This is a genomic window from Tsukamurella sp. M9C (assembly GCF_020169415.1).
Taxonomy (GTDB): domain Bacteria; phylum Actinomycetota; class Actinomycetes; order Mycobacteriales; family Mycobacteriaceae; genus Tsukamurella.
Map to the genome: position 1 here is coordinate 30962 of NZ_JAIULG010000004.1, position 25018 is coordinate 55979.

Genomic DNA, 25018 nt, shown 5'->3' on the forward strand with positions numbered 1-25018 from the left:
CCGGCTCGGCCTACATCGGAAGGTCCGGCGAGTCCACGCCGACCACCCGGTCGCCGCAGAACACCCGGATCGACTCGGCGGGGCCGTGCCCGCCGATGCCGGACGGTCCCCAGAAGCTCTGCGCGGAGTCGCCGCCGAGGTCGGCGACCTTCGCGCCGTTGACGCGCACCTCGCCGGACTTGATCCGTGCGCCGACGGCGATCGCCCGGTCGGTGTCGGTGCCGAAGACGTACGCGTCCAGGCCGGACGGGTGCGCGTTCGCCGCCCGCAGCGCCTCCTCCTCGGACTCCACGCCGTGCAGGGAGACGACCGGGCCGAACAGCTCCGCGGTCGTGCGGTCGGGATCCGATCCGGTGGCCACTGTGGGGGACAGGAAGAAGCCCGCGAGGTCAGGCAGCACGCCGGGCGCGTCGATCTCGGCGCCCAGCCCGCGCAGGCCGTCGATCCGCTGCTGGAGGGTACGGTAGTGCGGCTCGTTGGAGATGGGGCCGATGTCGGTGGCCTCGTCCAACGAGTGCCCGATCCGCAGCTGCGCGATGCGTTCGCCCAGCGCCTCGCGGAGCGGCTGCACGAGGTGCTGCGGCGCGAGCACCTTGCCGGGGCCCTCGCACCACTGGCCGTTGAGATTCGTCATGCCCGTGAGGATCCCGTCGGCGGTCACGTCGACGTCGGCGTCGTCGAGCACGATCACGGGGTTGTTGCCGCCCAGCTCCAGCTGCAGGACCTTGAAGTCCTCCGCGGCCGCCCGGGCGATCGCCCGTCCCGCGCCGGGGCCGCCCGTGAAGGAGACCACCTGGACACGGCGGTCGCCCGTCAGTGCGGCGCCGATGTCGCCGGTGCCGTGCACCAACTGGAGGGCCCCGTCGGGCAAGCCGGCATCGACGAAACACTCGGCGATCACCTGCGCGCTGGCGGGCGCGTGCTCGGACGGCTTGAGGATGACGGGGCAGCCCGCGGCGATCGCACTGGCCGTCTTCGCAGCCGGGATGAAGCTCGGCCCGTTCCACGGGGTGAGGATCGCCGCGGGGCCCCACGGGATCCGGTGCAACCGAACGTCGCGGCCGCCCGCGGAGAGCGCGGTGACGCGGGCGATGTTCCGCGCCTCGGTGGCCGCGCCGCGCAGGCGGTGGGGGAGGAACGCCGCGAGCTTGAGGGTGGCGCCGATCGCCGTGCCGCTGGTGAGCGCGTCGACCCGCGCGATCTCCTCGAGCCGCTGCTCGACGAATCCCGCGGCCCGTTCCAGCGCCTCGGCGCGTTCGATCCGGACGTCGTCGGTGGTGAAGTCCGTCGCGTCGTAGACGCGCTGCGCGAGGTCCAGCGCCCGGTCCAGATCGGCGTGGGTGGTGGTCACCGTGCGGTGCACGGGCTCGCCGGTGTTCGGGTCGACGTTCCAGGTGTCGAGCGTCTCGCACTCGACCCACTCCCCGGCGATGTAGCTGCGGGGCTGGGCGAGGGTGGTGGTGGTTTCGGTGGTCACTGGGTCACCTCGGTCTCGGAACTGGTGGGCATGGCGACGACGATCCGCGTGACGTCACCCGACTTCATGGCCTCGAAGCCCTCGTTGATCTCCTCGAACGGAATGACGTCCGTGACCATCTCGTCGAGCAGCAGTCGGCCCTGCTGGTACAGGCGGGCGAACTGCCCGATGTCCTCGCGCGCCTGGCCGGAGCCCATGTACGAGCCGATCAGGCGCTTCTCGCTGAAGAAGAAGTCGGAGGCGGGGACGGGCACGTCGGTCCCGTCGGGTGCGATGCCCACCAGGCACGCGGTGCCGGTGGCCCGCACGATCGCGAGCGCCGTCGCGGCGGTGCGCGCCGAGCCGACGGCCTCGAAGGCGTAGTCCACCCCGTCGCCGAGCAGCTCGGTGATCTCGCCCCGCACATCGCCCGCACCGTTGATGGTGTGTGTGGCGCCGTACCCGTGCGCGGCCTTGAGCCGGGCGTCGTCGAGGTCGATGCCGACGATCGCCGATGCGCCGGCCAGCCGCGCGCCCTGGATGATGGCCGAACCGACTCCGCCGCAGCCGATCACCGCGACGGTGGATCCTGGGCGTACCTGCGCCCCGCGGAACACCGCGCCGACGCCGGTCACGATGCAGCAGGACAGCAGGCAGCCGACGCGGGTGGGCACGTCGTCGGGCAGCTTCACCGCGGCGTTCGCGCGGAGCAGGATGTGCTCGGAGAACGCACCCACGTCGCCGAGGCGCGCGACGGGCTTCCCGTCGGGCAACGCGTACGAGGGCCGGGGGCGGCGCCGGATCTCCGCCTGCCGCTGGCACTGGGTGGAGCGGCCGGCGTTGCAGTTCGCGCACTGCCCGCACGACGGGGTGAGCGCGCCGGTCACTCGGTCCCCGGGCTTGAGGTCGGTGACGGCGGAGCCGACCGACTCGACGACGCCTGCGACCTCGTGCCCTACGACGACCGGGATCTCGGATTCGACGGTGCCGGTCATGTAGTGCAGGTCGCTGTGGCACAGCCCCACGTGGGTGACGGCGACCCGCACCTCGTTCGGCTCGGGATCGTCGACGTGGATGTCGGTCAGGTGCAGGGGCCGGCCCACCTCGGTGAGCACGGCGGCGCGGGTGGTGATCATCGGTTCGCTCCGTTCGCGGTGGCGGGTGTGCGTGCGTCCCAGAAGCCCTGCACGCCGGCGGTGAGTGCGCCGCTGTTCCAGGACTCGTCGGCCGCGGCGTCCTCGCGCTCGAAGGCGCGCTCGATCTCCGAGATAGACGGCCGCAGCAGCTCCAGGTGCAGGGCGGTGTTGTTGACGCCCTCGGGGTTCCACGCGTGCACGGTGTCGATGGCGCGGTCCAGCAGCGCTTCCGGTTCGACGATCTCGTCGAGCAGGCCGATCTCCAGTGCCTCGTCGGCGCCGACGCGTTCGGAGGCCAGGACCATCCGCATCGCGTGGCCGCGGACGATGCGGGGCAGCAGGATGCTGGAGGCGTTGGAGATGGTCAGACCTCGTCCGTTCTCGGGCTGGTAGTACTCCGTCCGGGGCGTGCCGAGGCGGGCGTCGCAGCACAGCGTGATCTCCGACGCGCCGCCCACGGCGATGCCGTTGATCGCCGCGATCACGGGCACGCGGGTCTCGATCACGGCGCGGGTCACGTCGTGGAAGCTCTCGAAACTCTCCCGCATCTCCTCGAAGGTCGTGGGCGCGGCGGCGAGGTCCTCGCCCGCGCTGAACGCGCGTCCGGTGCCGGTCAGCACGATGCCCCTGGCCTTGTCGCCGGCGCCGTACTCGCGGATCAGCGCGGACAGGCGCCGGCGCATCGGCGCGGTCAGCGCGTTCAGCTTCTCGGGGCGGCGCAGCGTGATGACGGCGACCTCGCGGGTCACCTCGACGAGCACGTGCTCGGTCCCCTGGTCGGTGCTTTCCACTTGGTTCTCCTTGTTCGACGGTGCCGGCGCGCGCAGGTCGTGGACGGTGCCGGGGGCCTGCGCGGCGCGGGCTTTGAGTGCGGGTTTGGACACCCGCTCGGACGGGGTGCGCGGGAAGTCCGCGACGAATTCGACGTAGCGTGGAACCTTGAATCGGGCGAGTCGCTCCGCGACGCGGGCGACGATCGCCTCGGCCGTCGGACGGTCCGCGGGGACATCCACCGCGAGCTGCACGAAGGCCTTGACCTCCTCGCCGAGCACGTCGTCGGGTTCGGCGACCACGGCGGTCGCGACCACGGCGTCGTCGCGCTCGAGCGCGGCCTCCACCTCGGCGGCGGCCACGTTCTCCCCGCCGCGCCGCACCATGTCCTTGAGGCGGCCGACGAGTCGGATCCCGCCGTGCTCGTCCATGACGGCCAGGTCGCCCGTGTGCAGGCGGCCGCAGCGGAGGGTCCGGGCGGTCTCCTCGGGGCGGTTCCAGTAGCCGAGCATCATAGGCGCACCTGCCACGGTCAGCTCGCCCGGCGTCCCGGCCGGGACCTCGGCACCGTCGGCGTCGACGATCCGGACCTGCTTGTTGGGCACGGGATGCCCGAGGGTTCCGCTGCCGACGGCGGCGGCGTCGTCGAACGGGCTGAACAGGTCGATTCCGCTCTCCGTCATGCCGTAGACCTCGCGCCAGGGCGCGCCCCAGCGCTCCTCCAGCGCGGAGTGCAGCGCCACGGGGATCGCGGAGCAGAACACGCCACGGAGCCGGTTCGCGCGATCGTCGGGGCCGGGCGGCTGCTTGAACAGCAGCGTGGGCATCGATCCGAGCACGTAGCAGAACGTCGCGCCGTGGCGGCGCACGTCGCGCATGAATCCGGACGCCGAGAACTTCGGCAGCACCACCAGCGGAGCGCCGGTCGTCAACGCCAGCACGGCGTTCCACTGCGGGTCCATGTACGAGAAGGGCTGGGCCGTCAGCAGTACGTCGTCGGGACCGAGGCCGGCCGCTCCGGCGCACGTCCAGCCGATCCGGGTCCAGTAGTCGTGCGTGAGCATGCACGCCTTCGGGAAACCGGTGGTGCCCGACGTGTACTGCAGGTTCGCCAGGGTCTCCGGGCGGATGTCCACGCCAGGCGCGGTGGGCGGGTGCTCGGTTCCGGTGGTCTCCGCGATGTCGACCACGCCGACGCCGGCCACCGCCTCATCACTCGCGATCACGTCGCGCACCAGCGGCAGGTGGTCCGCGTCGGTCACGATCACGCGGGTGCCGGAATCCTCCAGCACGAACCGCAGATCGGCCGCGCGATAGGCGGAGTTGACGGGCACTGCGACCGCACCGGCCTTGAGCACGGCGAACCAGGTGAGCGGCCACCCGGCGACGTTCGGCAGCATGATCGCGACGCGGTCGCCCGGGGCGATGCCGTGGTCCGAGATCAGCAGGTGCGCGAGCCGCGACGACGCCGCGTCGACCTGCTCGTACGTCCAGGACTCGTCGCCGAATCGCAGCAGCTCCGTGCCCGGCGTGCGGGCGGCGCCGTCGGCTAGAAGTCCTGTGACGGTGCCGATCCGGGGGGCGTCGCCGAGCTCGCTCGGGTTGACGGCGACCCGCCGCGCGGTGTCTTCGGTGTGCGAGGTGGTGGTCACTGCCATGCCTCCAGTCGGTTCTTCGATTCGTCGACGATCCAGCTCATCGCCGGGTCGTCGCTGTCCATCCACTCGGGGTGCCACTGCACCCCGAGGATCGGCGCGCCGGGCGCCTCCACCGCTTCGACGACCCCGTCGGACGTGCGGCCCGTGACGATCAGGCCGTCGCCGCACCGGTCCACGGCCTGGTGATGCCACGAGTTCGTCGTCATGCTGGGGCCGAAGACCCGAGCGGCGATGGAGCCGGCCTCGAATCGCACCACGTGAACGGCGTCGCCGTCGGTGGGCGCGGACTGCGGGGACAGGTGCGGGATCGGCCCGGGTGGAAGGTCCGCGACAAGCGTCCCGCCGAGCGCGGTGTTGAGCACCTGCAGACCGCGGCACACTCCGAGCAGCGGGGTGCCGCGGTCGACGGCCGCGCGGGTGAGGGCGAACTCGTACTCGTCGCGTTCCGGGTCGTGCGCGTTCGTGTCGGTGCGCGGGTCCACGTCGCGGACGACGGAGGTGTCTCCGCCCCAGCGGGAGGGGTGCACGTCCTGCCCGCCGGTGATCACCACGCCCGACAGCCACTCGCAGGCGTCGACGGGGTCGGCGTCGTAGGGCAGGTGCACTGGCACGCCGCCGGCCTGCGCGATGCGGGTCGCGAACGCGGACATGAACGAGTCCATGCACGCCTTGCCGTAGCGGGGGTCGGATCCGGCGATCAGGCTCAGTTCGAAACGGCGGCCGGTGATCCCGATCAGTGGCCGGCGGCTCATGAGAACTCGAAGTAGCGTCGGGACTCCCACTCGGAGAGTTCGGCGTACGGGTCGCCGCCTTTGGTGTGGAACTCCATCCACTCCCAGCGGCGCGACGCCGTCCAGAATTCCACGAACTCGTCGCCGAGATATTCGCGGAGGATCTCGTCTGCGTCGAGCGCGGCGATCGCCTTGGTGATGGAGTCGGGGATGCGCGCGACGCCGCAGTCGTCGGGCAGGCACCACGCCATGTCGTCGACCTGGGGTGGGGCCTGCATCTTCCGCTCGATGCCTGCGACGACACCCGCCAGGACGCCGGCCAGCGCGTAGTACGGATTCACGTCCGATCCGGGCACGCGGTACTCGAGGCGCGAGTACTTCGGGTGACCGGCAATGGCACGCAGCGCCGCGGTCTTGTTGTTCACGCCCCACGAGATGGTGGTCGGCGGCCCCGACACGTCCACCAGGCGCCGGTACGAGGTGATCTGCGGCAGCGCGAGCAGCGTGTTGCCGGCCATCGTCGCCATGAGTCCGCCCACCGCCTGCAGCATCACCTCGGACGGACCGTCGGGCGAGTAGAACTGATTCACGCCGTCGCGCTGCAGCGACAGGTTGATGTGTGCGCCCTGCCCGAAACCGGCCGTCGGTTTGGCCATGAAAGTGACCGAACGACCTTTCTCGCAGGCGATCTCGCGCATGACCTGCTTGGTCCGCACCCACGCGTCGGCGAGTGCCAGCGGCTCCGCGGGAGCGATGTTCAGTTCGGTCTGGCCGGGCGCGGCCTCGTCGGTCCACGCCTCCCAGACGATGCCGAGCTCGTCCAGGCGGTCGGTGACGGCCTCCATGTAGTCGATCCAGTCGGCGGACCGTGCGAGGCAGTAGGTCGATCCGGTATCGCCGCCCAGCGGCATCAGGTCGCGGTAGCCGCGGGTACGAGCCTCCTGGATCGACTCCTCGAACAGCGTCGTCTCGATCTCCACAGCCACGGTGGCGGTGTAGCCCAGCGCCGCGAGCCGGTCGATCAGCCGGCGGACCATGTTCCGAGGGCAGATCGGCACGGGGCGGCCGTCCTTGAGCCAGAAGTCGCCGATCACGGAATCGACGCCGGGCTTCCACCGCACCAGCGTGCTCATGTCGGGGATCATCGAGATGTCGTAGAGGTTGCCGCGCCAGTCGGGGTAGGCGTCGCCGAAGACGATGTCGGTACCCATGTCGATGGCGAACAGGACGTCGGCGAACGCGAAGCCGGATTCCCGGCCCGACGCGAACTTCGCCGGTGTCACGTTCTTGCCCATGAAGCTGCCGTCGTGGTTGGTGGCCTCGAGGCGGAAGGCCTTGGCGGGGGCGTCCACGTCCGGCGTAGAGAGATCAGACATCGAATCGAACCTTCCAGGAGGCGGCGGTCATGACGGACAGTTGGGAGAGCGTCCCCTGCACGCGCACGCCGTGGTCCAGGGCGGAGAGCAGGTAGTCGGCGCCGGTGAACACACCGGCGAGCTGATCCGGGCTGCCGACGATGCGGTAGGTGTCCGGGCCCGCGCCGAAGCGGGCCTCCTCGGGGCCGTCCGGACCCAGCGCCACCGCGACCAGGACGTCCGGTATTCCGCGGATTCCGCGGGTGAGGTCCCAGAACCGCGCGGCCGCGTCGCGCCACGCCGGCAGCTGCGGACACAACGCCTGCCGCACGGCTTCGGCCAGCAGGGGATCGCCGTCGGAAGCGACGACGGCGACGCGGGAGTCGAGGTCGACGACGAGCGCGGCGTCCGTGCCGCCGGTCACGCCACCGGTGACGGTCGCGGCACCGTCGCGCAGGACGACGGTGGCGGCTTGGGGGGTGTTGTGCGACCGTACGGCGACGGAGCCCGAGAGGCGCTCGAGCGCATCGACGGCGTGTCCGATCCGAAACGAGTCCCGCAGGGTGCGGCCGAGCAGCCGGACGATCGGCGTCGCATCGTCGTCGATGACGACCCGGGCACCGCCCGTGACCGGGACCGGAGGGCTGGTAGTGGTTTGCATGGCGTGTCCTAATCGGTAGTGAGGGAAGATGTTTCCGGCGATGCGGCCGATGTTGTGCGCGGGTGTCATTCGAGGGTCGCGTACACGTCCGGCCGGGTGCGGCGCAGCGCGAGCGCCCACAGGAGGCCGGCGACGAACGCGGCGGCCAGCACGGCGAGGAAGACGTCGGCGAGGGTGGCCGAGCCGATGAGTACGTCGAAGTTGCTCACGACCAGCACGAGGATCGCGCTGAGCGCGACGAGTGCGAGAACAGGGGCGACGGTGCCGCGCCACAGGCTCGTCGTCCGCTCCCGGAGGAAGTGCACGACGATCGCGGCCGAAGTGAGGGCCAGCAGGGTGATCAGTCCGAGCGTCCCCGCGCCGCCGAACCACGCGTACACCTGTGTGACGGGGTCGAGCCCGGCGATCGCGGTGACCGCGACAAGCACGCTGATCACCGCGGAGGTGAGGAGCGACGCCACGTGCGGCGACCGGTGCTCGGGGTGCACCTCACCGAGACGCGGCGGCAGCGCGTCCTGCCGGCCGAGGGCGAACAGGTACCGCGAGACCACGTTGTGCGCGGTGAGGATGCACGCGAAGAAGCTGGTGACCAGGAGCACCTGCACCCCGTCGTGCGCGACCTGCGAGATGTAGCGCGTCGCAAGCCCGGGCGCGAGGCCCTCGGGATCCTGCGCGGCGAGCTCGGCGGCGCGGGACACCCCGAGACCGTTGATCATCGCCCAAGAAGAGAGGGCGTAGATCACGGCGATGAGGATCACCGCGATGTAGGTCGCGCGCGGGACGGTGCGGTCGGGGTCCTTCGCCTCGGACCGGAACACCGCGGTCGCCTCGAATCCGACGAATCCGAAGACCGCGAACATGATCCCGGTTCCGGTGGCGCCACTGGTGAACGCGCCCCAGGACAGCGGCTGGGCCGACAGTCCTTCGGCGCCGCCGCGGAGCACGATCGCGAGGTCGACCAGCGCGACGATCCCGATCTCCGCGACCAGCAGCACACCGAGGACGCGCGCGCTCACCTCGACGTTGCGGTAGCCCAGGTAGCCGATCGCTGCGAGCCCGGCAGCGGAGAGGATCCACCAGGGCACCGACACCCCGGTGAACGTGGTGATCACGTTGCGGGCCGCGGCACCGAGGTAGCCCGTCACGGACACCATCAGGACGGCGTAGGTGACCAGGGCGAGCGCCGCGGCACCGATACCGACGGCGGTGCCCAGGCCGCGCTGCACGTACGAGTAGAAGGCCCCGGCGTTCCGGACCTCGGGGGTCATCGCGGAATACCCGACCGTGAACAGCACCAGCACGATCCCGACGATCACGAAGTCGACGGGCGTCCCGATGCCGTTGCCCGTGCCCAGCATGAGCGGGATCAGCCCGGCGAACACCGTCAACGGCGCAGCGAACGCCACGACCATGAGGACGATCTGCGGCACGCCGAGCGTCCGCTCGAGGCCGGTGCCGACGGGTGCCTGCACTTCGCGCTGCTGCGTCACGAGAGCACGCTCCCGCCGACCCGGGCGCCCGCGGCGGTAAGAACCTCCGATGCGGCGCGCTCCGCTGCGCTGACGGCACCGTCGATGTAGCCCTGGTTCAGGATCGCCGTCTCCGTTCCGGCCCAATGGATCCGCCCGATGGGCCGGCGGTCCGCGTCGGTGTACTGGGTCAGAGATCCGGGCGCGCGGGAGCCGACGCAGCCGCTGATCCACTGCTCGTGGGTCCAGTCCTTCTCCAGGTACGCCACCGGATTGGCGGCCTCGGGCCCGAATAGGGTGGTCAGGTCGGCGAGGAAGGCGTCGCGGCGCGCCGCGGGATCGTCGAGGATCGCGTCGGACCAGTGCTGGCCGCAGCCCGCGCCGGCGGTGCCGTGGAAGGTCAGCAGGATGCCGACGCTCGCGTCGGGCGGCGAGTTGTCGACCACGTAGTTCGCGACCGGGAGGTCGGTGACGGCCTGGCCGTTCAGGCCCTGCTCGCGCCAGAAGGGCTGATCGTAGACCGCGAACAGCTTGTTCTCGGAGCCGGTGCTCCACCGTCGCTGCAGCATGCTGCGCCGGGTCGGTAGGTCGGGCGTGAATCGGATGCGGGTCGCGTCCGCGGGCGACATCGCGACGATGACGCGGTCGGCGCGCACGTCGAGCCGCAGGGACCGGACCAGCACCCCGTCGGCATCCTGGTGGACGTCGGACACGGGAGAGTCGAGCACCACGGCCGGCCCGAGGTCGGCCGCCATCCGGTCGGCGATCGCCACCGTCCCGCCCACCACGCGCGATTCCTGCGCGCCGTCGGTGATGTTGACGGCGTGGTCGATCCCGCCGCCGCTTTTGATCCGCGCGAGCTGGACCAGCAACGAGGTGCTGTGCAGGTCCTCGGCGTTGGTCACGGTGAAGGCCATCGTGAACATCTCCCTGGCCTCCGCGGTGAACGCGTGTGCGTCCAGCCACCGGCCGAAGGTGGTCGCGTCCCACTCCTGTGCCCGGCGGGCCGTCCACGGCGCTTCGAGGGGAATCGATTTCGCCATCCGCTCCAGCCGCAGCTGCAGCTGGGCGAAGTCCGCGATCGCGAGGGGACTCATCGGCGGGATGGTTCCGTCGTAGCGCTTGGAACGGCCGCGCCGGTGGTAGATCGACTTGCCGTTGAGGTAGGTCTTGAAGGTCGTGAGGCCCAGCTCGTCGATGAGTGCGAGGACGCGGTCCTGGCCGGGGCCGACCCACTGGCCGCCACCCTCGGTGATCACGCCGTCGGTCACCTGCAGATTCATCGTGCGGCCGCCGACGCGGTCGCCGGCCTCGATCACCGCCACGGAACGTCCGGCCTGGGTGAGCCGGCGTGCGGCCGTCAGCCCGGAGACCCCGGCGCCGATCACCACGACGTCTACGGTGCGCTGCTCGGTCATACCGCCACCTTCTCGATGTGCGAGACGACGTGGTCCGCGATGCGCAGGGCGAGCGCGTCGGGAAGGTGATGCCCCATGCCCGGGATGACGATGTGGCGGGCGTGCGGGATCGCGGCGGCCGTCGCGTCGCCTCCCGACGGCGCCACGATGAGGTCGCGGTCGCCGTTGATCACCAAGGTGGGCGCGGTGATCCGGGCCAGCTCGGCGGTGCGGTCGCCCGACGCCGCGATCGCCTGGATCTGCCGTGCGGTGCCGGCGACACCGTCGCCCGCCGTGCGGTTCCAGGTGGTGACGGCGTGCGCCGCCTCCTCGACCTCGTCGATCGGGTACGCCGTGCCGGCGAGGTGCGCCGTCATCCGCAGGTGCGCCCGGACGGCGCCCACCCGGTCGCGCGGGGGTGGGCTCGCGATGAGCGCCATCGTCGAAGCCGCGGGTTGCCCCACCTTCGGGTTGCCGGTGGTGGAGTACAGCGACGTCAGCGACGCGGTCAGTTCGGGGTACCGCGCGGCCACGGTCTGCGCGATCATGCCGCCCATCGACCGCCCCACGACGTGCGTGGGTCCGAGCCCGAGGTGCTCGACCAGCTGGGCCGCGTCGTCGGCCATGTCCGCCAACGTGTAGGCGTCGCGGCGCGCTTTGCCGAGCAGCTGTTGCAGCGTGTTCGGCGGAGGGGTCGTGGCGTAGGTCGACCGGCCGCAGTCGCGGTTGTCCATGCGGATCACCAGGAATCCTGTAGCGGTCAGAGCGGAGACGAACCGGTCTGACCAGGTCGTGAGGTCCTCCGCGAGGCCGGCGATGAGCAGCACGGGCGGGGCGCCGACGTGGCCGTCCATCCGGTAGCAGATCCGGGTTCCGCCCGGGAGCTGGGCGAACCTGTCCTCGGTGTGCTCAGGCACGGACGGCCTCCTTCGCCGTCGACGGTGCTGGGTCGTCCGTCGTGGAGCCGAACTGCAGAGCGTCGTCGAGCAGGGGGCCGCGGAGGATCTTCGCGTCCTGCTGGTAGGACATGGACTGCTGGAACAGGCCCGTGCCCTGCTTGGGGATGATGTCCTTGGCGCGCTGGGCGTAGCCGGAGCTCAGGTCCAGGATCGGCCGGCGCTCCATCGCGGGATCGGCTTCGACGCGGACGCTGTCGTAGCCGAAGGCGTCCATGTGCGTGACCAGGTCGCAGAAGTAGCGGGCGAGGATCCCGACCTTGAGCGTCCAGGCGGACGTGGTGTAGCCGATCGAGATGGCCAGGTTGGGGAGCCCGGAGAGCAGCGCGCCGCGGTAGGCGACCGTGTCCGGCAGGTTGACCGGGGTGCCGTCGACCTCGAGGTCGATCCCGCCGAGCATGCGCATGTTCAGGCCGGTCGCGGTGACGATCAGGTCGGCGTCGAGGTGCTCGCCGGATTCGAGCGCGATCCCGGTCTCGGTGAACCGGACGATCTTGTCGGTGGCGATGGAGGCGCTGCCGTCGCTCAGGGCTTCGAAGAAGTCGCCGTCGGGGCACAGGCACAGGCGCTGATCCCACGGGTTGTACGGCGGGTTGAAGTGGGTGTCCACGTCGTACCCCTCCGGCAGGGACTTGGCGTTGACGCGGCGGATGATCTTGCGGGTGAGCTTCGGGAAGGCGCGCATGAACTTGACCTGGGCGAGGTCGGTCGTGATGTTGGTGAACCGGGTCAACGCGTAGCCGCGCTTCTCGCCGAACGTCCGGCTCAGCCGCTGTGCGAAGCTGTCGACCTTGGGCCACGGCACCACGTAGGTCGGCGTGCGCTGCAGCATCGTCACGTGCGCGGCGGCACCGTCGTGGTTGAGCATCGACGGGATCAGCGTGACCGCCGTCGCGCCACTACCGATGACCACGACCTTCTTGCCCGAGTAGTCGTAGTCCTCAGGCCAGTGCTGCGGGTGCAGGATGTCGCCCTGGAAGTCCTCGCGGCCCTCGAAGTGCGGGGTGTAACCCTCGTCGTAGCGGTAGTAGCCGGTGCCGGCGAAGATCCAGTTCGCGGTGATGCTCCGGTCACCGTCCGGAGTGCTCACCTCGAGGGTCCACCGGGCGTCGGTGCTCGACCACGAGGCGCGCTGCACGGCGTGCTCCAACCACAGAAGCGGCGCGAGGTCGAACTCGTCGAGCGTCTCCTGCAGGTAGTTCACGATCTTCGGGGCCTCCGCGATGGCATCCGGGTCCGTCCAGGGCTTGAACTCGTAACCGAAGGTGTGCAGGCCGTTGTCGGAACGGATGCCGGGGTACTTGAACAGATCCCAGGTGCCGCCGATGTTCGCGCGGCCCTCGAGGATCACCACCCGCTTGCCGGGGAATGCCTCGGTGATGTACTTCGCGGCACCGATGCCGGAGATCCCGGCGCCGATGATGACGATGTCGAATTCTTCGGTCTGCGGAAGTGTCTTCATCGTGGGCCCTCTCGGTGGTGACGTTGTGTCGGTGGTCACTTCGTTGTGCCTACGACGGTGCCGGGTCAGACATCGTGTGAGCCACAACACACTGCTCCTAGTTCTTCGAAGGGGTAGTGCAATGTGCACACGCTCCCTGGGGACGGCCATCGGAGATCGCATCGTCTGGTGCAAGGTGTTGCGCCACTCGGGCCTGGGTGTTGCACCTCGTTGTAGCGCGCGCGGGGTTCGCCGCGAGAGCGTGAGAAACGTCACGAGACACGGATCACATCTCACGGAGGAACGAACCATGCGCGACTTGCTCTTCGCCGCAGCGGACATCTGGATGATCGCCATCGGATTCATCTGCGGCCTGAAGTTCATCAGGAACTACTCGAACTGGCTGATCGGCCTTGAGTGGATCATCATGGCCACCTCGGGCACGAACTTCCTGATCTACGGCGTCACCAAGGCCGGCACCGACTCGCCGATGTACCACTTCGCGTTCTTCCTGGACGCGTTCTCCCGGTCGATCGGGTTCACGGTGATCCTGGTGCTCGGCCTGCTCATGGTCACGCACCGGTACAAGCCCACGACGGCCATCGAGGTGGGCGCGTTCGCCCTCGCGGCGGTGCTCGGGTTCTTCCTCTCCGAGTTCGCCATCGAGATCGGCACCCCTGGCAAGGTCTTCTTCCTCGTGATGGCGCTCGGCGTCAGCGCCTTCCTCGTGTACTACGGGCAGCGACTATGGGCGCTCGGCGAGCACGCTCACGCCGTCTGGGTGTGGATCGCCACGGCCCTCAACGTTGTAGTCGCGTCCATCTACGACTTCTGGCACATCCCGGGCGACGACGCCAACCACACGTTGTTCTACATCCTCGCGCTGTTCACCTGGGGCCTGGCCATGCTTGTGATCTACCGCTCGTACGTGGCCTTCGACGCGGACAACCGCGCCGCGGACGCTGCGGGCAGCGCCGGCACGGCCGTCGTTCAGGGGGTTGAGCAGGCATGAGCGCGACGACGAACACGGTCTACACCGACTTCTCTGGATGGATCGATCCGCCCGCCGACGTACGTCCTCCGCTGGGGGAGAACGTGACCTGCTCCGTCGCGGTGATCGGCGGTGGGCTCGCCGGGATGGCGACAGCGCTGCGGCTCGCGGAGTACGGCGTGGACACGATCTTGCTCGAAGCCGCGTTCTGTGGTCGGGGTGCAGGTTCACGCAACGCTGGGCAGCTGGCCAGCGCGCCGGGCGGTGACATTCAGCTCCTGGATCTGTTGTACCGCAAGCGGATGCCGGCGATCATCCGCCTCACCGAGAACGCGGCCGCGCACGTGGAAGAGCTCATTGCGGCGCGGGGGATCGACTGCGACTACGAGGCCACCGGCAACGTCTTCGCCGCGGTCTCCCGCGGTCAGCTGGGGCGGACGCGGCGGATCGCGAACATCTTGCGCAGGGCCGGCGCCGAGGTCGAGGAGGGCAATGCCCGCGAGCTGGGGATCCCCCACGGATTCCTCGGCGGTATGCGGGAGGTCCACGGCGGCATCATGAACCCGGGGAAGTTTCTCCGCGGGCTGCGCACGGCGGTGCTCGGCTCGTCGGCCCGGGTCTTCGAGCAGTCCAAGGTCACCGACATCATCCGGGATGGGGCCGACGTGGTCGTCGAGACACCCGGCGGAATCGTCCGGGCCGGCACCGTCGTCCTCGCCACGAACGCCTACGCGGGCGAGTGGGACATCACCCCGAAGTGGTTGTCCTCCCCGATGTGGGTGACCGAGGTCGAGACCGAGCCGATCGATCCGGAGCGGCTCGCCGCGCTCGGCTGGACGAGCCGGTCCGGGCTCGTGACGCAGCACAACCTCATGGAGAACTACCGCCTCACCGCACGCAACACCATCGTGTTCGGGGTGCGCAGGATCCAGCGCGCCGTCGAATACCCTCTCCCCGAGCGCAATCCGGATCCGTCCGTGGTCGCCGAGCTGACGGAGGCCTTTCACCGCCGGTTCCCGCCGCTGGCCGACGTGGCCGTCGCGCGGGCGTGGGGCGGCTGGATCGGCATCACGGCGAGCTGGCTGCCCGTGGCCGGAACGACCGGAGGCAACGTCTATTACTCCCTCGCGTGCAACGGTCACGGCCTGGCGCAGGCGCCGTACATCGGTGCCCTCATCGCCGACCGGATCGCGACCGGCGCGATGCCGGAGGACCTGCGCACCGTGTGGGCCGATGTGCCGCGGTTCGGCCGCGCCGTGGGGCTGCTCATGGGTCGCCTCGGGGTCCGCGCCGCCTGGGCGCTCGACCGGTTCAACGACGCGGTCAATGGCAGTCGACGCATCGCCCGACGTGGTTTCGCGGCCGGCCGATCGGAGGGACCGCCCCCGCCGCCTCCCGGCGCGCTACCCCGCTCTGACCGCATACCCGCCTGCGACCTGCGGAAATGAACACTCGGCCTCTGGTGTGCGACGCCGTCCGGCGTTAAGATCAGCGGTGGACGTGGGGGCCTCACAGGAGGTGCTCGATGAAGCGGACGGTACGGACATTCGCGGTGGCGGCGTGCGCGGTCGCGCTGTTCGGAGGAGGCGGTGCGGGCGCTGCCTCCGCCGATCCCACCCCGGCGCCGCCCCCGGTCGGGTCGACGTGCGGCAAACCCGGCGAGAACAAGGTGATCACCACGATCCGCACCTGCGCGAAGGTCAACTCCTCGTGCACGGGCTACGACATGATGATCATCGGCCGCGTCGACAAGTGGGGTCACTGCGTGATCCCCGGCATGAACGGGACCACCTGGTGACGTGAGCGAGCTCGCGCTCCCGCTCGTCGGCCTCGTCGGTGGCGTCCTCGCGGGAGTCTCCCCGTGCGTGCTCCCGGTCCTGCCCGTCGTCCTGCTCGGCAGCGCCGGGACCGGGTCCGACGGTGCCCGCACCTCGCGCGCCCGGCCGGTCGCGATCGTCGCCGGCCTGGTGCTCAGCTTCTCGCTGTTCACGCTGTTCGGCACCGTCGTCCTCTCGCTGCTGCACCTGCCCGCGGGGCTGATCCGCTGGATCGGGATCGGGGGGCTGCTCCTGCTAGGCGTCGCGATGCTGGTACCGCCGCTGGAGCAGCTGCTCGAACGGCCCTTCGCCCGCCTGCCGCAGCGCGTTCCGGGCCTCAAGGGCGACGGCGCAGCGGGCGGCTTCGCGCTCGGCGTCGCCCTCGGCGCGGTCTACGTGCCCTGCGCCGGGCCGGTGCTCGCCGCGATCGCGCTGGCGGGCGCCACCGACACCATCGGCCCACGCACCCTGATCCTCACCGCGGCGTTCGCCGTCGGCACCGCGATCCCGTTGCTCGCGATCGCCCTCACCGGCCACCGCCTGGCCGATCGGGTGCGCGCGCTGCAGCGGCGTCAGCGCACGATCCGCGCGGTCGGCGGCGTCCTCGTCATCGCCCTCGCGGTCGCTCTCGCGCTCGGCGTCACCGACCTCATCCAGCGCCGGGTGCCCGACTACACCCAGGCCGTCGGCGACCGGCTCGGCGCCGCGGCGATCGCCCCGCAGGTGGCGGGCACGGGCTCCCGTCAGCAGTGCCAGCAGGCCGCGTTCACCGGGACCGCGCAGCTCGCGGACTGCGGGCCGGCTCCCGAGTTCGCCGGCATCGACCCGTGGCTCGGCGGCGCGGCGCGCACGATGGCGGGCCTGCGCGGCAAGGTCGTCCTCATCGACTTCTGGGCCTACTCGTGCATCAACTGCCAGCGCGAGCTCCCGCACGCCGAGGCGTGGTGGAAGAACTACCGCGACCTCGGCTTCGAGGTGATCGGCGTGCACACGCCGGAGTACGCCTTCGAGCACGACGTCGGCAACGTCACCGCGGGCGCGCGCAAGCTGGGGCTGACCTTCCCGATCGCCGTCGACAACCGCACCGCCACGTGGAGCGCCTACCGCAACGTGGCCTGGCCCGCCGGCTACCTCGTCGACGCCACCGGGACCATCCGCCTCGTCACCCTCGGCGAGGGGCACTACGACAAGGCCGAGACCGCGATCCGCTCCCTCCTGCTCGCCGCGCGCCCCGGCGCGACCCTCCCACCCGCCACCGACGTCCCCGACGCGACGCCCCGCAACAAGGACCGGACGCCCGAGCTCTACCTCGGCGCCGAGAAGCAGCAGGGCTACGGCGGCCCCGGCGACTACGAGGTCGGCACCCGCGTGTTCACCCTCCCGGCGACCGTGCAGCCCAACACCTTCGCCCTCGACGGGGCCTGGACCGTCGGCTCCGAGGACATCCGCGCGGGGGAGCGCGCCGCCCTCACGCTCGCCTACACGGCGCAGCGCGTCTACCTCGACGTCGGCGGCACCGGCACGCTCACCGTCACCGAGGGCGGAGCGACCCGCACGATCCCCGTCGACGGTCCGCCCGACATCCGCACCGTCGTCGACCGCCCGGCCTCCGGGGTGGGCACCGTCACCGTCGCCCTCAGTCCCGGCCTGACCGCCTACTCGTTCACGTTCGGCTGAGCGCCCGAGGCTCGCCCGCGCGTGAGCACCCCGAGGGCGACGTCGACGATCTCCGCGCGGGGCTGCAGCTCCCGGGCCCGTTCGAGCGGGACCCATTCCGCGAAATCCGTGGTGCCGCCGACCTCGATGGTGCCGAGCGCGCCGGAGTCGATGGCGACCTCGACGAGGAACCGCTGCGAGCGCACCGGCGCGCGGGTCGCGGTGGCGGGCACCGTGATGTGGTTCTCCGCCAGGAACCGGCCCGGGGTCACCCGGTAGCCGGTCTCCTCCTCGAACTCGCGGACCAGCGCGTCGTGGAGGGTCTCGTCGAACTCCACGCCCCCGCCCGGCATGGTCCAGCAGGGCGGCGCGCCCGTGCTGCCGTTGAACCAGGTCAGGAGGAGCTCGTCGGCCTCGTTCACGACGAGGCCGTACACCGCGAGGCGTGTGTGGAACTCGGTGAAGTGCATCGACTCAGCGTAGGACCGGCCCGCGCGAAACGCGCAAAAGGGCGACTAACACGCACAAGCGCGCGCTGTGAACGTCGTCACCCCCATGCTCCTCGTGTTACCCCGATCACTCATCCACGAGGAGAAACCCCATGCTGACAGTCCTGGGACTGACCATGGTCGCGGCGTTCATGGTCGTCATCATGACCCGCCGCGCGACGCCCATCGTCGCGCTGATCGCCGTCCCGGTGATCTTCGGCCTGCTGGCCGGTGCCGGCACGGGCATCGGCAAGATGATCACCGGCGGCATCGAGGACCTCGCGCCGACCGCCGCGATGCTCTTCTTCGCCATCATCTTCTTCGGCGTGATGATCGACGTCGGGCTCTTCGACCCGGTCGTGCGGGCGGTGGTCCGCGTCGTCGGCGAGGACCCGGCCAAGCTCGTGCTCGGCACCGCTGTCCTGGCGGGGGTGGTCTCGCTCGACGGTGACGGCTCGACCACGTTCATCGTCACCACCTCCGCGCTGCTGCCGCTGTACCTCAAGCTCGGCGTCAGCCCGGTCGTGCTCACCGTGGTCGCGGGCCTCGCCAACGGCACCATGAACATCCTCCCGTGGGGCGGGCCCACCGCCCGCGCCGCGGCGGCGCTGAAGATCTCGCCGTCCGAGGTCTTCGTGCCGATGATCCCCTCGCTGATCGCGGGCATGGTCGTCGTCCTCGCCTTCGCCTGGCACCTCGGGCTCATGGAGCGCAAGCGGCTCGGCAGCATCGTGATCCGCGAGCGCGTCCTCGCCGGCGCGGGCGCCACCGGCGGCACAGTCGGGGGCGACGGCGGCACAGACGCGCCCGTCCCGCCCACCGGCGGCACCGGCGACAGCGCCCTCACGGCCGTCACCGGCGCGCACGGCAACCCGAAGCTGATGTGGTTCAACGCCGGTCTCACCGTCGCCCTGCTGTCGGTGCTCACGCTCGACCTGCTGCCGATCCCCGTGCTCTTCATGATCGCCGCCGCGATCGCGCTGGCCGTCAACTTCCCGCAGGTCGCCGATCAGCAGGAGGCCATCACCCGACACTCGAAGTCGATCGTCTCGGTCGTCGGAATGGTCTTCGCCGCAGCAGTTCTCACCGGCGTCTTCAAGGGCACCGGCATGGTGGATTCCGTCGCGGCGTGGGTCACCGGCATCATCCCGTCGTCGATGGGCCCGCACCTGGCCGTCATCACCGGCATCCTGTCCATCCCCTTCACCTTCCTGATGTCCAACGACGCCTTCTACTTCGGCATCCTGCCCGTGCTCTCGGAGACGGCGAGCCACTACGGGATCAGTGCCGCCGAGATGGCCCGCGCGTCGATCACCGGGCAGCCCTTCCACATGCAGAGCCCGCTGGTGCCCGCCATCCTGCTGCTCGTCGCCCTCGCGGGCGTCGGACTGGCCGATCACCACAAGAAGGTGCTCTGGCGCGCGTTCGTCGTCTCGATCGTCATGCTCGTGGTCGGTGTCCTCCTCGGCCAGATCCCCTTCTGAGCGCGGCTCGGATGGCTAGGCTGAGCCGATGCCCAGGATCCGGCTGCGCACGCAGATCCTCCTGCTCCAGGTGGTGATCATCATCGTCAGCCTCGCCGCCGGCTTCGGCATCGTCCTGCATCGCGTGGACGCCGACACCCGCACCGAGTACGGACACCGGGCCGAGGCGATCGCCGAGACGGTCGCGTCCGACACCGACGTCCGCGCCGGCGCCGCCACCCAGTCGGCGGCGCGCCGCGCAGGCCACCCCGCCACGCAGCAGGAACTCGCCGCCGCTCCGCTCCAGCGCCAGGCGGTCGCCATCACCGAGCGCACGGGCGTGCTCTTCGTGGTCATCGCCGACGACGCGGGCTACCGCATCGCCCACCCGGACTCCGCCCAGCTCGGGGCGCCGTTGAGCACGGACCCGTCCACCGCCCTGGGCGGCGAGATCGAGGTGACCCAGCAGCGGGGCACCCTCGGCGACTCCGTCCGCGCGAAGGCTCCGGTGCTCGGTAACGACGGTGCCGTCGTCGGGCTGGTCAGCGTCGGCATCTCCACCGAGACCGTGGCCGAGGCGGCCCGGCGCACGCTGCTCCTGCTGGCGGCATTGGCCGCCCTCGCACTCGCCGTCGGGATCCTCGGTTCCGGCCTGCTCGCCCGACGGTGGCGCCGCCTCACTCTGGGCCTCGAGCCGGAGGAGATGGCGGAGCTCATCCGCGAGCAGAACGCGGTGCTGTACTCGGGCTCGGAGGGCGTGATCGCCATCGACGCGCAGGGCGTCGCCCGGGTCATCAACGACCGCGCCCGCGAGCTGCTCGGGGTCACCGCGGAGGCGGGCACCCCGCTCGCCGGCCTCGGGCTCACGGACCGGGTCGCGAGCGTCGTCGCGACGCCCACCGAGGTGCCCGTCGCCGCCGCCGTGAACGAGCGGGTCGTCCTCGTCGCCTCGCGCCGGGTCCACCGCGGCGACACCGACCTGGGCACCGTCCTCACCGCGGTCGACCGCACCGACGTCGAGGCGCTCACCCGCGAGCTCGATTCGGTGCAGGCGATGAGCGCGGCACTGCGGGCGCAGCGGCACGAGTCCGCGAACCGGGTGCACGTCGTCGCCGGGCTGCTCCGCGACGGACGCACCGACGAGGCCCTGGCCTACCTGGACGAGATCGCCGGCCGCGCGGGCGTCCTCCCGGTCTCCGGCCTCGATCGACTCGACGAGCCGCACCTGCGGGCCTTCGTCTCCGCCAAGGCGGCGCGCGCCCGCGAGCGGGGCGTCGTCCTGCGCGTCGGCGCCGACACCGCGCTCGTCGGCGTGCTCACACACCCCGTCGACACCACCACCCTCGTCGGCAACCTCCTCGACAACGCCATCGACGCCGCGGGCGACGGCCCCGAACCACGGGAGGTCGAACTCGACGTGCTCCGCGACGGCGACGATCTCGCCGTCATCGTCGTCGACAGCGGCCCGGGCTTCGCCGTCGACGACCCGTTCGTCGAGGGGGTCAGCACCCGCACCGACCCGACGGTGCCCGGCGGCCGCGGGCTGGGACTGGTCATCGCCCGACAGGTCGCCCGCGGGCACGGGGGAGACGTGACAGTGGTGGCCCGGGGCGGCGACGGCGAGCCCACCACGGTGATGGCAACGCTGCCGGAAGGGGTGCGCGACGATGCCTGACGAGCTGCGGATCCTCGTCGTCGACGACGACTTCCGGGTGGCCGCGATGCACGCGAAGATCGTGGACGCCATGGTCGGCCTGACGACGGCGGGCTCCGCGCGCACGCTGTCGGAGGCGCGGGCCATTCTCGAGCGGGACCGGGTCGACCTCGCCCTGGTCGACGTCTATCTGCCGGACGGCTCCGGCATCGACCTGGTGCGTGAGATGCGCTGCGACGCCTTCATCCTCGGCGCCGCGGACGATGCCGCCAGCGTCCGGGCGGGCCTTGCTGCGGGCGCGCTGCAGTACCTCATCAAGCCCTTCGCGACCACGGAGCTCGCGCGCCGGCTCGGCGCCTACACGGCGTACCGCCGGATCCTCGGCACGGCGGAGGTCACCCAGGAGCAGGTCGATGCCGCCGCCTCCGTACTGCGCAGCGAACGGCCCGCCCCGCGCCGCGACGAGGGCGGTTCGGTCACCGAACGACGGATCGTCGAAGCGCTGCGCGCCGCCGACGGCCCGATGCTCGCCGACGACATCGCCGCCGAGGTCGGCGTCTCGCCGGCGACCGCCCGCCGGTACCTCGCGGAACTGGTTCGGGAGGGCACGCTGACGATGGCCTTGCAGTACGGCGCGACGGGCCGGCCGCGCCAGCGGTACACGCTGAGCTGAGCCGTCTTCCGCACCGCGCGATGTCCGCGAGCGGATCGACCGACTCGCCGGGTACCGCGCCCCCGGTGGCGCTAGAGTCCGAAGCCATGAGAATCACTCGGTTCGCGCTCGCCGGCATCACCGCACTCGTCGGATCCGGGCTGTTCCTCGCCCCGGCCGGCGCCGCGCCGAACTGGTCCGGCCTCGACGTCGCGAATTACGCCGGGCCGATCCCCGCGAAGGGCGGCCAGCAGATCCGGTCCGTGGACCTCGATCCCGCGCTCTCGATCCCCGGCGCGGGGACGGCCAAGCGGGTGCTCTACTCGACGACCGATCAGCACGGCAAGCCCGCGACCAGCACCGGTGCGATCTTCGTGCCGAAGGGGCCCGCGCCCGCGGGCGGCTGGCCGGTCATCGCGTGGGCGCACGGCACCGTCGGCCTCGGTGACACCTGCGCCCCGTCGGCGAATCCCCGGTCCGCCCGCGACCGCGAGTACCTCGGGCACTGGTTGTCGCAGCGGTACGCCGTCGTCGCCTCCGACTACGCCGGGCTCGGGACGCCGGGCCTCATGAGCTACCTCAACAGCGTCTCGACTGCGCACAACGTGGTCGACTCCGTCGTCGCGGCGCACCAGGACCCGTCGCTGCAGCTGTCGAAGAAGTGGGCGATCGTCGGCCAGTCGCAGGGTGGCGGCGCCGCCGTCAACAGCGCCCGGTGGGCGACCGAGTTCAGCGCCGGGAGCGGCCTGGACTTCCGCGGCGTCGTGGCCACGGGCACACCGTTCAAGATAGAGGAGGTCGTGAAGAACGTCGGGCCCGCGAGTGGTCTGCCCGGCGGACTCAGCTCCGCCGCGACGTCGTACACCGCCTACATCCTGGCGGGGGTCCGCGAGGCGAACCCCGGCGTGGACTTCGACTCGGTCCTCACCCCGCGCGGCAGGGCGGCCGCCGCGAAGGCCGAGGTGCAGTGCTACGCGCAGCTCAGCACGACCCTCGCCGGGCAGAAGCCGACGGACTTCCTCACCGCGAAGGTCAGCACGGTCCCCGGCGCGAGCGCCGCCCTCGACCGGTACATGGGTACCCCCACGTCGGGCTACGACCGGCCGGTGTTCCTCGGCGTCGGCCTCAAGGACACCGACGTGCCCGTCCAGTCCTCGATCGCCCTCGCCGCCGCGCTGAAGAAGAGCGGCACGACGGTCGAGCTGCACCAGTACCCGAACGCCGACCACAGCGGCGCCGTCCTCGAATCCATGAAGGACTCGACCCCCTTCCTCGCCCGCGTCTTCGCCTGATCGCACGGCTGCGCGGAGGCGGCGCTTGACCGTGCCCCGACGGCATGGTTTCTCCTGGAGTCACCCGCCGAAAGGAGTACCACCATGCCACTGCCGACCCTCATCACCGTCGAGGAGTTCTTCTCGGCGCCGGTCCGCGCCGCAGCGAAGATCTCGCCCGACGGCACCCGGATCGCCTTCCTCGCACCGTCGAACGACCGCCTGAACGTCTGGGTCGAGGATCTCGACGGCGACGCGCCCGCCCGGCGCGTGACCGCGGACGCGACCCGCAGCGTGCAGATGTTCTCCTGGACCACCGACCCGCGCTGGCTGATCTACCTGCAGGACGACGGCGGCGACGAGCGGTGGCACCTGATGCGCGCCGACCTCGACGACCCGGACGAGCCCGCCGTGGACCTGACCCCGTTCGACGGCTCCACGACCTTCCTCATGGATCTGCCGATCGCCCGCCCGGGGATCGCGATCATCTCGACCAACGCCCGCAAGGTCGACGAGTTCGACGTCTTCGAGCTCGACATCGCCACCGGCGCGCTCACCGAGATCGAGCGCAACCCGGGCAACGTCGCCGGGTGGGTCTACGGCGCCGACGGCACCCTGTTCGCCTCCACCCAGGACCCGGAGGGCGCGATCGCGATCTGCCGCTGGGACACCGAGGCGCGCGGGCTGCGCCCGATCGCGGAGTTCGACGGTATCGACTACCCGCTCGGCGTCTTCCCCATCGTGCCCTCGCCCGACGGTGGCCTGTGGCTCGGATCGAACCGCGGCACCGACCGCACCCGCGTCGTCCACCTGGACGGCGCGACGGGGGAGGAGACTGAGGTCGCGTCGCACCCGACGCTGAATCTGGACACCACCGGCCTCGTCGCACCCACGATGCCGCAGCCGCTCATCGTCGACCCGAGGACCGGCGCGCTGCTCGGCGTGCGCTACCTCGGTGAGCGCCAGGAGATCCGGGCGCTGGACCCGCGCTTCGGGGAGGTGCTCGACGCCCTGCGCGCCCTGTCGGACGGCGACATCGGCGCCCTGACCTCCGATCTCGACGGGAACCGCTGGGCGGTCTCGTTCGTGCACGACCGCGACCCCGGCGCGACCTACCTCTACGACCACCGCACGGGGGAGTCGCGGCTGCTCTTCCGTCCGTTCCCGCACCTCGACCCGGCCGCGCTCGCGCCGATGGAGCCGGTCACCATCACGGCGCGCGACGGGCGTGCGCTGCCCTCGTACCTCACGCTGCCGCAGGGCGTCGACCCCGTCGGACTGCCCCTCGTGCTGCTCGTGCACGGCGGCCCGTGGTTCCGCGACACCTGGGGCTACCACGGCGAGGTGCAGCTCCTGGCGAACCGCGGCTACGCGGTGCTTCAGGTCAACTTCCGCGGCTCCACCGGCTACGGCAAGGCGCACATGCAGGCGGGCATCGGCGAACTCGCCGGCGCGATGCACGACGATCTCATCGACGCCGTCGACTGGGCCGTGGCGGAGGCCATCGCCGACCCGGCACGGCTCGGGATCTTCGGCGGCTCCTACGGCGGCTACGCGACGCTGGTCGGCGTCACGTTCACCCCCGACGTCTTCGCCGCCGCCATCGACTACGTCGGCATCTCGAGTCTGCCGAACTTCATGGCGACGTTGCCGGAGATCGCGCGGCCGTACCTGGCCAACAACTGGTTCCGGTACGTGGGCGACCCGTCGGATCCGGATCGGTTGGCCGACATGCTCGCCCGCTCGCCGATCACGAAGGTCGACGAGATCCGTACCCCGCTCCTCGTCGTCCAGGGCGCGAACGATCCCCGCGTGGTGCAGGCCGAGTCCGACAACCTGGTCGAGGCGCTCCGGGCACGCGGCGTCGACGTGGAGTACATGATCAAGGCCGACGAGGGACACGGCTTCGTCAACCCGGAGAACACGATCGACATGTTCCGGGCGACGGAGCGGTTCCTCGCGCAGCACCTCGGCGGGCGCGCCGCGGGGGCTTGA

Annotated in this window: 20 protein-coding genes; 9 read left to right on the forward strand and 11 right to left on the reverse strand. The window is 71.0% G+C overall.

What is annotated here, in order from left to right; all coding sequences use genetic code 11:
* Positions 1–10 precede the first annotated feature (10 nt).
* The 10 genes from LB823_RS03665 to LB823_RS03710 form a co-directional block, all read right to left on the reverse strand.
* Positions 11–1477 (reverse strand): aldehyde dehydrogenase, encoded by a 1467-nt coding sequence (locus tag LB823_RS03665; protein WP_224645419.1) that lies wholly within the window; start codon positions 1475–1477, stop codon positions 11–13.
* Positions 1474–2592: a Zn-dependent alcohol dehydrogenase gene (locus tag LB823_RS03670; protein ID WP_224645420.1), complete on the reverse strand. Its 1119-nt coding sequence runs from the start codon at positions 2590–2592 to the stop codon at positions 1474–1476. Before LB823_RS03670 ends, LB823_RS03665 begins: the two co-directional genes overlap by 4 nt.
* Positions 2589–5021 carry an AMP-binding protein gene (locus tag LB823_RS03675; protein WP_224645421.1) on the reverse strand — a complete coding sequence of 811 codons (2433 nt, stop codon included), beginning with the start codon at positions 5019–5021 and terminating at the stop codon, positions 2589–2591. The genes LB823_RS03670 and LB823_RS03675 overlap by 4 nt, the downstream gene beginning before the upstream one ends.
* Positions 5012–5773, reverse strand: coding sequence for a gamma-glutamyl-gamma-aminobutyrate hydrolase family protein (locus LB823_RS03680; RefSeq protein WP_224645422.1), 762 nt, complete (start codon positions 5771–5773; stop codon positions 5012–5014). The genes LB823_RS03675 and LB823_RS03680 overlap by 10 nt, the downstream gene beginning before the upstream one ends.
* A complete protein-coding gene (locus tag LB823_RS03685; protein ID WP_224645423.1) occupies positions 5770–7128 on the reverse strand; it encodes a glutamine synthetase family protein in 1359 nt (452 codons plus the stop codon). Before LB823_RS03685 ends, LB823_RS03680 begins: the two co-directional genes overlap by 4 nt.
* Positions 7121–7768 (reverse strand): hypothetical protein, encoded by a 648-nt coding sequence (locus LB823_RS03690; RefSeq protein ID WP_224645424.1) that lies wholly within the window; start codon positions 7766–7768, stop codon positions 7121–7123. Before LB823_RS03690 ends, LB823_RS03685 begins: the two co-directional genes overlap by 8 nt.
* Before the next feature lie 65 nt (positions 7769–7833).
* Entirely contained in the window at positions 7834–9258 is a 1425-nt protein-coding gene (locus LB823_RS03695; RefSeq protein WP_224645425.1) for an APC family permease, read from the reverse strand.
* Positions 9255–10655, reverse strand: coding sequence for an FAD-dependent oxidoreductase (locus LB823_RS03700; RefSeq protein WP_224645426.1), 1401 nt, complete (start codon positions 10653–10655; stop codon positions 9255–9257). The genes LB823_RS03695 and LB823_RS03700 overlap by 4 nt, the downstream gene beginning before the upstream one ends.
* Positions 10652–11551, reverse strand: coding sequence for an alpha/beta fold hydrolase (locus tag LB823_RS03705; protein WP_224645427.1), 900 nt, complete (start codon positions 11549–11551; stop codon positions 10652–10654). The genes LB823_RS03700 and LB823_RS03705 overlap by 4 nt, the downstream gene beginning before the upstream one ends.
* Positions 11544–13052, reverse strand: coding sequence for an NAD(P)/FAD-dependent oxidoreductase (locus LB823_RS03710; RefSeq protein ID WP_224645428.1), 1509 nt, complete (start codon positions 13050–13052; stop codon positions 11544–11546). Before LB823_RS03710 ends, LB823_RS03705 begins: the two co-directional genes overlap by 8 nt.
* A gap of 289 nt (positions 13053–13341) precedes the next feature.
* On the opposite strand from LB823_RS03710, the gene LB823_RS03715 reads away from it, so the two are divergent.
* The 4 genes from LB823_RS03715 to LB823_RS03730 all read left to right on the forward strand — a co-directional run bounded on the left by LB823_RS03715 (position 13342) and on the right by LB823_RS03730 (position 17516).
* Positions 13342–14043 (forward strand): transporter, encoded by a 702-nt coding sequence (locus tag LB823_RS03715; protein WP_224645429.1) that lies wholly within the window; start codon positions 13342–13344, stop codon positions 14041–14043.
* On the forward strand, positions 14040–15470 hold the full coding sequence (locus LB823_RS03720; protein WP_224645430.1) for an FAD-binding oxidoreductase: 1431 nt from the start codon (positions 14040–14042) through the stop codon (positions 15468–15470). Before LB823_RS03715 ends, LB823_RS03720 begins: the two co-directional genes overlap by 4 nt.
* A 77-nt stretch (positions 15471–15547) precedes the next feature.
* Positions 15548–15820 carry a hypothetical protein gene (locus LB823_RS03725; RefSeq protein ID WP_068526402.1) on the forward strand — a complete coding sequence of 91 codons (273 nt, stop codon included), beginning with the start codon at positions 15548–15550 and terminating at the stop codon, positions 15818–15820.
* Position 15821: 1 nt separating this feature from the next.
* Positions 15822–17516, forward strand: a complete 1695-nt coding sequence (locus tag LB823_RS03730) for a cytochrome c biogenesis protein CcdA (protein WP_224645431.1) — start codon at positions 15822–15824, stop codon at positions 17514–17516.
* Here LB823_RS03730 and LB823_RS03735 read toward each other — a convergent pair.
* Positions 17495–17965 (reverse strand): NUDIX hydrolase, encoded by a 471-nt coding sequence (locus tag LB823_RS03735; RefSeq protein WP_224645432.1) that lies wholly within the window; start codon positions 17963–17965, stop codon positions 17495–17497. The two genes, LB823_RS03730 and LB823_RS03735, sit on opposite strands and share 22 nt — an antisense overlap.
* 131 nt (positions 17966–18096) lie before the next feature.
* Here LB823_RS03735 and LB823_RS03740 point away from each other — a divergent pair, with 131 nt between their 5' ends.
* From LB823_RS03740 to LB823_RS03760, 5 genes are all read left to right on the forward strand, one after another.
* On the forward strand, positions 18097–19467 hold the full coding sequence (locus LB823_RS03740) for a CitMHS family transporter (RefSeq protein ID WP_224645433.1): 1371 nt from the start codon (positions 18097–18099) through the stop codon (positions 19465–19467).
* A gap of 28 nt (positions 19468–19495) precedes the next feature.
* Positions 19496–21121, forward strand: a complete 1626-nt coding sequence (locus tag LB823_RS03745) for a sensor histidine kinase (RefSeq protein WP_224645434.1) — start codon at positions 19496–19498, stop codon at positions 21119–21121.
* The gene (locus LB823_RS03750) at positions 21114–21773 is read left to right on the forward strand and encodes a response regulator (RefSeq protein ID WP_224645435.1); all 660 of its coding nucleotides are present in this window, start codon (positions 21114–21116) and stop codon (positions 21771–21773) included. The genes LB823_RS03745 and LB823_RS03750 overlap by 8 nt, the downstream gene beginning before the upstream one ends.
* 86 nt (positions 21774–21859) lie before the next feature.
* Positions 21860–23044: a prolyl oligopeptidase family serine peptidase gene (locus LB823_RS03755; protein WP_224645436.1), complete on the forward strand. Its 1185-nt coding sequence runs from the start codon at positions 21860–21862 to the stop codon at positions 23042–23044.
* Between the two features lie 84 nt (positions 23045–23128).
* Positions 23129–25018 (forward strand): S9 family peptidase, encoded by a 1890-nt coding sequence (locus LB823_RS03760; RefSeq protein ID WP_224645437.1) that lies wholly within the window; start codon positions 23129–23131, stop codon positions 25016–25018.